At 45.6% G+C, this 8,553-nt stretch carries 8 protein-coding genes; 1 reads left to right on the forward strand and 7 read right to left on the reverse strand.

What is annotated here, in order from left to right; genetic code table 11:
- Positions 1-391: 391 nt before the first annotated feature.
- Positions 392-1,435: a tyrosine-type recombinase/integrase gene (locus CA598_RS30320; RefSeq protein ID WP_076179434.1), complete on the reverse strand. Its 1,044-nt coding sequence runs from the start codon at positions 1,433-1,435 to the stop codon at positions 392-394.
- A 353-nt stretch (positions 1,436-1,788) separates the two neighbouring features.
- Positions 1,789-2,265 carry a transcriptional regulator NrdR gene (nrdR, locus tag CA598_RS30325; RefSeq protein WP_042126015.1) on the reverse strand — a complete coding sequence of 159 codons (477 nt, stop codon included), beginning with the start codon at positions 2,263-2,265 and terminating at the stop codon, positions 1,789-1,791.
- 164 nt (positions 2,266-2,429) lie between these two features.
- Between nrdR and CA598_RS30330 the strand changes: the two genes are divergently transcribed.
- A complete protein-coding gene (locus CA598_RS30330) occupies positions 2,430-2,648 on the forward strand; it encodes an alpha/beta-type small acid-soluble spore protein (RefSeq protein WP_060624526.1) in 219 nt (72 codons plus the stop codon).
- A 79-nt stretch (positions 2,649-2,727) separates the two neighbouring features.
- On the opposite strand, the gene CA598_RS30335 is transcribed toward CA598_RS30330, so the two are convergent.
- From CA598_RS30335 to polA, 5 genes are all read right to left on the reverse strand, one after another.
- Positions 2,728-3,291 (reverse strand): lytic transglycosylase domain-containing protein, encoded by a 564-nt coding sequence (locus tag CA598_RS30335; RefSeq protein WP_094874029.1) that lies wholly within the window; start codon positions 3,289-3,291, stop codon positions 2,728-2,730.
- Complete coding sequence (gene coaE / locus CA598_RS30340; protein ID WP_094878903.1) at positions 3,288-3,884, reverse strand: dephospho-CoA kinase; 597 nt, start codon at positions 3,882-3,884, stop codon at positions 3,288-3,290. Before coaE ends, CA598_RS30335 begins: the two co-directional genes overlap by 4 nt.
- 9 nt (positions 3,885-3,893) lie before the next feature.
- Positions 3,894-4,640, reverse strand: coding sequence for an MntP/YtaF family protein (locus CA598_RS30345; protein ID WP_094874027.1), 747 nt, complete (start codon positions 4,638-4,640; stop codon positions 3,894-3,896).
- A 127-nt stretch (positions 4,641-4,767) separates the two neighbouring features.
- Positions 4,768-5,604: a DNA-formamidopyrimidine glycosylase gene (gene mutM, locus CA598_RS30350; RefSeq protein ID WP_094878904.1), complete on the reverse strand. Its 837-nt coding sequence runs from the start codon at positions 5,602-5,604 to the stop codon at positions 4,768-4,770.
- A gap of 52 nt (positions 5,605-5,656) precedes the next feature.
- Positions 5,657-8,326 carry a DNA polymerase I gene (polA, locus tag CA598_RS30355; RefSeq protein WP_094874025.1) on the reverse strand — a complete coding sequence of 890 codons (2,670 nt, stop codon included), beginning with the start codon at positions 8,324-8,326 and terminating at the stop codon, positions 5,657-5,659.
- Positions 8,327-8,553: the final 227 nt, after the last annotated feature.

Raw genomic sequence — 8,553 nt, forward strand, 5'->3', positions numbered from 1 at the left:
TCCGTTAAATCACCGTTGATTTAGGCGTTTTTATAGCGCGAGGGTAGACTTATCACTCCCGCATATCTCAACCGCTAATTTCACGGTGATTTAACGGTGATACGTAAGGTGGCGATTTGCAGCGCTATTTGAGCGTGATGGATACGGATGTGTAGCGCGCTTGGGTTAACGTTTGTGTGAAATAGTACAAAAAATATCCGTTTACCCTGCGCCATTTGTGCGCCTCCCTCCGCTTACACTAATAAAGCCGACGTCCGATTTAATGCCGCACACTTTTGCGTAAAATAATTCCCGCGTGCCTTATACGTAGATATCCGCAATGACTTAAGGCTCCCGCACCATCTACGGAAAATAAAAAAAACGCCGGCCTCCGAAGAGATCGACGTTATGTCTAGCGTATTATTTTACGAGGCCGTTCGGACTTACCGATAACGGCGTTAATTGGCGAAAATTCATCGTGATTCTTTTTAACATTCTTATCCGATAAATGCGTATAGTGATTCGTCATTCGTCCGTCAGCATGTCCAAGTATAACCTGCAGATGACGCTCTGATCCGCCTTCCTCAAGGAATAGCGTAGCGCCAGAGTGCCGAAGTAAATGCGGATATACCCGTTTCTCTATGCCCGCACGATCGGCGTATTTCTTCAATTGATGGCGGAAATGGTTCGGCTGCATCCGCTCACCATAGTTCGTAAGAAAGATATGCTCGCTATCAAACTCCGTAGTCTCACGTATCAACTCCGCGATCAACTTCGCCGTCCGCTTCGTAATAGGAACGATGCGCGGCTTGCGTGTCTTCGTTACCTCTCTACGTAATGACGCGTAACATGCTGTTAAATCAACGTCTTCTTTACGTAAACTCAACGCTTCGTCTATGCGCAGCATTCCGTCTATTAATAGGTTAAGCACAACATAATCGCGAAAGTCACTATACTTGCGTTGATTCGGCGCATTCAATAGCGCGCGCAATTCATCCGCTGCAAGAACGTCAATTTCACGTCCGATATCTTGCACGTTCTTTAAATACGTAAAAGGATCGGAGTCGATAACGTCCTCTTCGTGGAGAAACTTAAACATAGTTTTCAAATTCTTAACGCGCGTGTTTATAGCTTTCGGCAATAATCCGACCGTCCTAACGGAATCCGGCACGTTACAATTATCGCTAAATCGCGTCTTTTCATCGCGCAGCCATATAATATACTCGCGCCCCGTCTCTACTGTAACATTACGAATATCGCGAACGATCTTACGCATGTCCAAGAATTCGCAAAAGCTCGCGTAGTTTTGCTCGTAAGTCTTGAGCGTATTAACTGCGCGCCCCTCCGACTTCTTCGCCTGGTAATAGTAATCAAATAAGTAGTCGAGTGAGTAGCGCAGGCGATCGGATGTCCTATCGCTTTTCCTCGCGCGACCTTTACTTTTATCTCCGTTCAAACTAAAAAACCCCTCCCGTATTATTACGGAAAAGAGCCGATTGTATAACGCATATCATCGTTTTCTTGGAGCGCATATCTGCGTATGTCACCGCATAGTCAACGTTACAGTCACCGTACAAATAACGGAGTAATTTGCGGGATTTTGCCGATAGCGCTGCCAGCGATGCGCTCTCCCAGCTGAGCTATGGCCCCAAACGTAATTTTCAGATGTATGAAATCACACATTCTAAAATTTAGTTCGGTGTATTTAAGTCATTCTGACAAATCTAAGCGCCGTAGGCGACTCCTATATAATATAAAAAATCGCCTTCGCTGTCAACACTTTTTTTAGTCATTCGACTAGCCACAACTCTACAATCTGTCCAGATCCCCGGTGCTCTTAGATAGCAGACCCTTCAGTTCCTTCATAAACATGTTAATATCCTTGAACTGGCGGTATACGGATGCAAAGCGAACGTAAGCGACCTCATCTACTGGATAGAGCTGTTCCATAACCAATTCACCGATCTGTTGGCTCTCTACCTCAGCTACGGCGATGCCGCGTAGAGATTTCTCCACCTCAGAGACGATCTTCTCTAGACGTTCTACAGAGACGGGGCGTTTCTCGCAAGCCCGGATTAAACCACGCAGAATTTTATCACGGCTGAATTCCTCACGGCTGCCGTCTTTTTTGATCACGATTAACGGTGTTTCCTCGATCATTTCAAAGGTTGTAAACCGTTTGCTGCAACGCTCACATTCACGCCTGCGGCGGATTGACTTATTCTCATTCGCTGGTCGCGAGTCGAGCACTTTAGTATTTGTGTGATCGCAGTAAGGGCATTTCATAAGCTTCATCACTTCCTATTACATAATGTTTTTAGTCCCGGTATGTTAAACATCCGGCTTTTAAAGGGCTATTTCATTTTTTCCAGAAATCACCGTTTTTTTATTGTAATGATTATGGCAAGTACGGCACATAATACAGTTACCAACAGAGGAGGTGAACAGCAATGAGCCAAAACAACAGCTCCAATAACCTTGTAGCTCCAAATTCCCGCGGTGCTTTGGAACAACTTAAATATGAAGTTGCCCAAGAACTCGGAATCACGCTTTCCCCAGATGGTTACAATGGCAATAAAACTTCTTATGAAAATGGTTCGATCGGTGGTTACATCACTAAACGTCTTGTAACCCTGGCAGAACAACAATTGGCAGGTCAATTCAAATAACCTGTCCACATAAGCTTACTGAAGAAGTATTAAACGACCCGCAGGTCGTTTAATGCTTCTTTTTATACATAACACGGTTTTAGAATTCATTGTAAATATCCGTGTACTGATCATAGTAATAGTTGACGCGCTGAACATAATGGCGGGTTTCACCAAACGGAATATCCTTAATCGTAGCATCCGTTCCATCCCATATCCCTTCATCCAGCCATTTTTGAACTTTACCCGGTCCAGCATTATAGGCAGCGATAACTGCCGTACGTTTACCTTCGAATTGACGGGATAATGTTGAAAGGTACCAGGTACCTAGTTCAATATTTGCCGATGGTTCATGCTTAAGCTCCTCCATAGAAACATCAGGAAGCTTGGCCTTTTCAAGGGCCCATTTGGCAGTATCCGGCATAAGCTGCATTAAACCTATAGCACCCTTTTTGGATTCTCGTCCAGTTTTGAAGTTCGTTTCCACTCGGATAATCGAAGCCACTAGAAATGGGTCTATATCGTACGTAATGCTGTGCTTACGGATCTCATCTTTATAATGGATCGGATAAAACCAGGACATCCAGTTCGTACTCAGAAACAATATCGCAGTAAAACCAATGAATAATAGAAGAAGGACTCTTTTTTTACGTAACCATTTCATGATAAGCCCAGCCTGTCCCAAAGAACAGAAACCTGTTGCTCAGTGTGCGCAAGTTCGCCACTGTTGTCAATGATATAGTCCGCTTTGTTACGCTTTGCTTCAATATCCATCTGTGCATTTAAGCGTGCTTCTGCTTGTTCTAAAGAAAGTCCGTTACGTTCCATTAATCGAGCGATTTGCACTTCACGAGGTACGTATACCACTAGTATTTCATGGAACATGTTCTCGAGTCCTGATTCGAAAAGAAGAGGGATATCCACAATTGTTAACTTCTTTGGATCTTCTACTTCCAGGCTGTTCATACGTTCTTTAATTTCCCGCCGGATTGCGGGATGCGTCAGATTGTTCAGGGCTTGCAGGGCCGCTGGGTCTTGAAATACAATGTCCCCCAGCTTGCCCCTATTCAGGGTGCCATCCGGAGAGAGGATCTCGCTTCCGAATTGTTTCACAGCCGCAGCCAGCACCTCATGACCGGGGAGCATAACTTCTCTGGCGATCACATCCGCGTCAACCAGCCTCGCTCCCTTGCTCACAAGCAGTGCAGACACCGTGCTTTTTCCGGATGCAATGCCTCCGGTTAAGCCAATAATCATGTACTCACCTCATAATAGCTTCAGTATTCCCATTGTAATTAATAATAACGCGGGTAGTGCAGCAGCATGCTTCATCCAGTAGTTCCCGGCGAATCTTAATCCAGTCTTCATTCCCAGCAATAGAAATGTACCACTAAACAGAGCAATTGTAAGTGATGTCCATATCGGATTGAACCCCAGCAATGCTGCGCCAAGTCCAGCTCCAAAAGCATCTAGAGAGAGGGCAATCCCGAGCAGCATAGCTTCCATCGAAGAAATACTTCCGGAATCATCCATATCTGCAGAAGACGGAGTACGTAGGATCTGTACAACAATCCCCAACCGTCGTAGCTCAAGGGAAAAGACAGCCGACTTTGCCTGTTCAGGAGCCATGGCAACCTGTTCTACAACATCTTCAGTAACAACAGCTACCTCTGCCCGAGCTTCTGTGGATAGTACATTTTCTTCACTATCTACTTTATGCTCACCTGTCTGTTCCTTCTCCTTCTGCATTAGCATCTGGACGAGCGACCAGCACCCCATTAGCACAAGTATAACAGCGCCAACCTCAGAAGCTGCATGTGGAGACACTACCTTGGCAAGCAGAACACCCACTTGCATAGATACACAGATAACTACCCCCGAACAAAGCGAGATAATCAGAATGGAGAGCAATGGTATTTTCATTTTACGCAGTCCATATGTAATACCAACGCCAAAACCATCCAGACTCAAAGCAAAAGCTAGTAATATTAGTGAAAAAAATGGGCTGAGCACCCGCAATCCCTCCTGTGAAGAACCGGAACACTGAAGATTACATTTCATTCAGCTTCCGTTCTCTATTAAGCATTCTTCACACAGTATATGGGCGGGACAAGTAGTGGGTGCCAACCTAATTACTTCTTCAGTTTTCTGACTTACGCTGACAGCTTGGACAATAATGCGTGCCGCGGCCACCTACAACGGTTTTCTCAATCATCGTTCCACAGTGGTTACACGGCTGATCTTTACGACCGTAAATCAACAGCTGCTGCTGATAAGTGCCACTCTCACCTTGACCATTCACATATGATTTTACAGATGAACCACCAGCGTTTACCGCTTCCGTCAGCGTACTGACAATAGCGTGATGTAGCTGATCAAGTTGCTCATCCAAAAGATCTTTAGCGCTGACTTCAGGATGTATCCCTGCACGATGCAACGACTCATCTACATAAATATTACCTATGCCCACGATATATTCCTGATTCAGCAGCAGCGATTTAATTTTTGTGCTTTTGCCTGATACAATCTGCTTAAACTTCTCCGGCGTAAAGGATGGCTCCAGCGGCTCCTGTCCTAGCTTATTAAGAGGAGGCAACTGCAGGTCTTCACCAATCTGAAAAAGATGCATCGTACCAAACTGACGAACATCCGTGTAACGCAGCTCAGTACCATCGGTAAAATGGAATATCACATGCGTATGCTTGTCCAGTGGATCTTCGTTCGAAAAAAGTCCGTAACGGCCCTCCATCCGTAAATGAGATACCAGCACCAGACCGTCTAACACGATACGCAAAAATTTTCCTCTTCGTTCAACATTAACAATGCTATGACCTGTGAGCAGGTTGGCAAAAGCCTGAATATCATCCGGCCGCTGAATAATCCGGGCCAGCCGGACGGTTACACTCTCTATCTGCTTTCCATTAACTAAATCATTCAGTGTTCTCTTGACTGTCTCTACTTCCGGTAATTCCGGCATGATGTCTTCACCTCAACTACATTATAGCTGATATGCACACCTTAAAGGGAGCCTATTTCGCTTCGTACCAGTTGCTGCCAAAACTTACCTCTGCTTTAAGCGGCACAGATAACTGCAATGCTCCACCCATGACTTCCGGCAAAAGCGTCTTCATGAGCTCCATTTCATCCTCTGGCACCTCGAATACAAGCTCATCGTGCACCTGAAGCAGCATACGGCTCTTTAGCCCACGCTCGAAAAGCGCCTTATCCATATGCACCATCGCCAGCTTAATAATATCAGCTGCAGTTCCTTGTATAGGTGTATTCATTGCCGTACGTTCCGCAAACGAACGTAGATTAAAGTTCTTTGCATTAATCTCAGGCAAGTACCGACGACGTTCCAGCAGCGTGGTTACATATCCATGTTTCCTTGCATCAACTACGATATCATCCATATATCGACGCACACCTTGGTATACCTCAAAATACTGCTCAATGAATTGAGCGGCTTCTTTACGAGGAATATTCAAGTTCTGCGACAGACCATAATCACTGATGCCGTACACGATACCAAAGTTAACGGCTTTAGCAGCACGACGCATATTGCTATCAACCTGATCGTTAGTAACTCCAAATACATCCATCGCTGTTTTCGTGTGAATATCCATATCATGGAGAAAAGCTTCCTTCATCCGCTCATCACCGGAGATATGCGCTAGCACCCGAAGTTCAATCTGAGAATAATCCGCCGCCAGAATGGACCAACCCGGTTCGGATGGAACAAACACTTTACGGATTTTGCGCCCTTCCTCTAGGCGGATAGGAATGTTCTGCAGGTTCGGATATTGACTGCTGAGACGTCCGGTAGCCGCAATCGTCTGCCGATAGAAGGTATGCACCTTTCCTGTTTTCGGAGATATTTCTTTAAGAAGTCCTTCTACGTATGTAGACTGGAGCTTCGCAATCGTGCGATATTGCAAAATCAAACGTACCACGTCATGATAAGGCGCTAGTTTCTCAAGCACCTCAGCATCGGTGGAATAGCCTGTCTTCGTCTTCTTAACAACAGGCAAACCTAGCTTAACGAATAAAATCTCACCCAGTTGCTTTGGTGAATTCAAATTGAACTCCGTGCCACTTAATTCATATATTTCAGTGACCAGCTTGGAAATCTGAGCTTCGAATTCTTTTCCTAACTCTTTAAGATCCCCTTCGTTGACTGCAATCCCCTGTTTCTCCATATCCGCAAGAATACGTGATAATGGCATTTCGAGATCCTCGAACAGTCCGGTCATTGCCGTTTCAATCAATTCCTGCTGTTGTTTCTGGGCGATACCAAGTACCGCAGCACTCTTACGTGCGACGTGATTTCCTAAGATCTCAAGCTCAGGAATCTTATATTTGGCCCCTTTACCAAATACATCTTCATCAGGTGACAACCTTGGCAAGCCGTATTTCGTAGCGAGATCGTTCAGGTTCTGATTAGCTTCCGTCGGATCCAGCAAATAAGCCGCCAGCTGCACATCATGCGCTGCACCTGCAAAAGCAATCCCCTGCCAATGCAGTGCCAAATCAGCACGGTGAAGATCATATCCGCTCTTCGGAGCCTTCTCATCTCCTAACCAGTCGCGTAGCTTCGCGGCCGCTGGTTTCTGTAGTAATTCAAACGGCACATAATAATGTCGCTCCAAAGTAGATAGCCCTACCCCGATCACCTCGGCACGATGCGGATTATCCCCATTGGATTCCACATGCAGCGCTGAAATACTAGGCAGCGCTTCACTTAGCGCCTCAAGTTCATCTTCACTCACGATCGAAATATCGAGTGTTGCAGCTTCTACTTCCGTTGCACCCTCTTCTCCATCAGCTACTGGAGCATAGGCACTTAGTGATAACCTTTCCAGAAGTGATTTGAATTCTAATTTTGCGAGTGCGGGTCCTGCTGTATCCGCAGAAATCCCGTTAAAGATCATATCTTCCCACGAATGCTCAAGAGGCACTTCACGATAGATGGTTGCCAGCTTCTTACTCATGACAGCGTCTTCCGCATGTGCTTCGAGCTTTTCTTTCATTTTACCTTTAAGCTCACCGGTTCCTGCTAATACACCTTCAACGGATCCGAATTGATGCAACAGCTTGAGCGCTGTTTTCTCACCAACACCCGGAACGCCTGGAATGTTATCACTCGCATCACCCATCAGTCCCTTAAGATCTATGATCTGCTCTGGTGTCAGGTCATATTTCTCACGAATTTGTTCTGGTCCATAAAGCTCGACCTCTGTAACTCCTTTGCGGATCAACGCAACGGTCGTGTGTTCGGAAGCCAATTGAAGCATATCCTTGTCTCCCGACACGATCATAACCTGCCGGCCTGCTTCATCTGCTTGGCGAGAAATGGTTCCAATAATATCATCGGCCTCATAATTGCCGATTTCAAACTGCGGTACACCTAGATTTCTGAGCAAATCTTTCAATAGTGGAAACTGCTCGGAGAGCTCGGGAGGTGTCTTTTGCCGACCGCCTTTATAATCCTCATAGCCTTCATGCCGGAATGTGACTTTCCCTGCATCGAAGGCAACAATCATATGTGTCGGCTTGTGTTCTTCAATTAAACGGAGCAGCATAGTGGTAAAACCGTACACCGCATTCGTCTGTTGCCCTGCTGTATTCGTTAGCGGAGGCATCGCGAAGAATGCGCGGTAAATAATATTGTTTCCATCTATAAGTATCAACTTGTCCATAGTGCACCTCGCCTTTTTCATGCTTACTTCTTACATCTTAACATATGGCCTGTCCAAGTAGAAACGGCTATACAACAAGTAGCCGTCCTAATATAAGGACGGCTACTCAATTTACCTAAAAATAAACAAAAGATGTGAAGGTGCAAGTAATGGAGGAGAAGTTTGGAACTGTAGGAGCAGAGCGACCGCCTGAAAGTTTTCCGTAGGAAAGCTCGCTTCGGAAGCAT

This window comes from Paenibacillus sp. VTT E-133291 (assembly GCF_002264395.1).
GTDB classification, from domain to species: Bacteria; Bacillota; Bacilli; order Paenibacillales; family Paenibacillaceae; genus Paenibacillus_AQ; species Paenibacillus_AQ nitricinens.

Bases quoted from the DNA above. Each gene is read 5' to 3' on its own strand.
- nrdR (WP_042126015.1), bottom strand. From the start codon at position 2,265: ATGAAATGCCCTTACTGCGATCACACAAATACTAAAGTGCTCGACTCG.
- CA598_RS30330 (WP_060624526.1), top strand. From the start codon at position 2,430: ATGAGCCAAAACAACAGCTCCAATAACCTTGTAGCTCCAAATTCCCGC.
- CA598_RS30335 (WP_094874029.1), bottom strand. From the start codon at position 3,291: ATGAAATGGTTACGTAAAAAAAGAGTCCTTCTTCTATTATTCATTGGT.
- coaE (WP_094878903.1), bottom strand. From the start codon at position 3,884: ATGATTATTGGCTTAACCGGAGGCATTGCATCCGGAAAAAGCACGGTG.
- mutM (WP_094878904.1), bottom strand. From the start codon at position 5,604: ATGCCGGAATTACCGGAAGTAGAGACAGTCAAGAGAACACTGAATGAT.
- polA (WP_094874025.1), bottom strand. From the start codon at position 8,326: ATGGACAAGTTGATACTTATAGATGGAAACAATATTATTTACCGCGCA.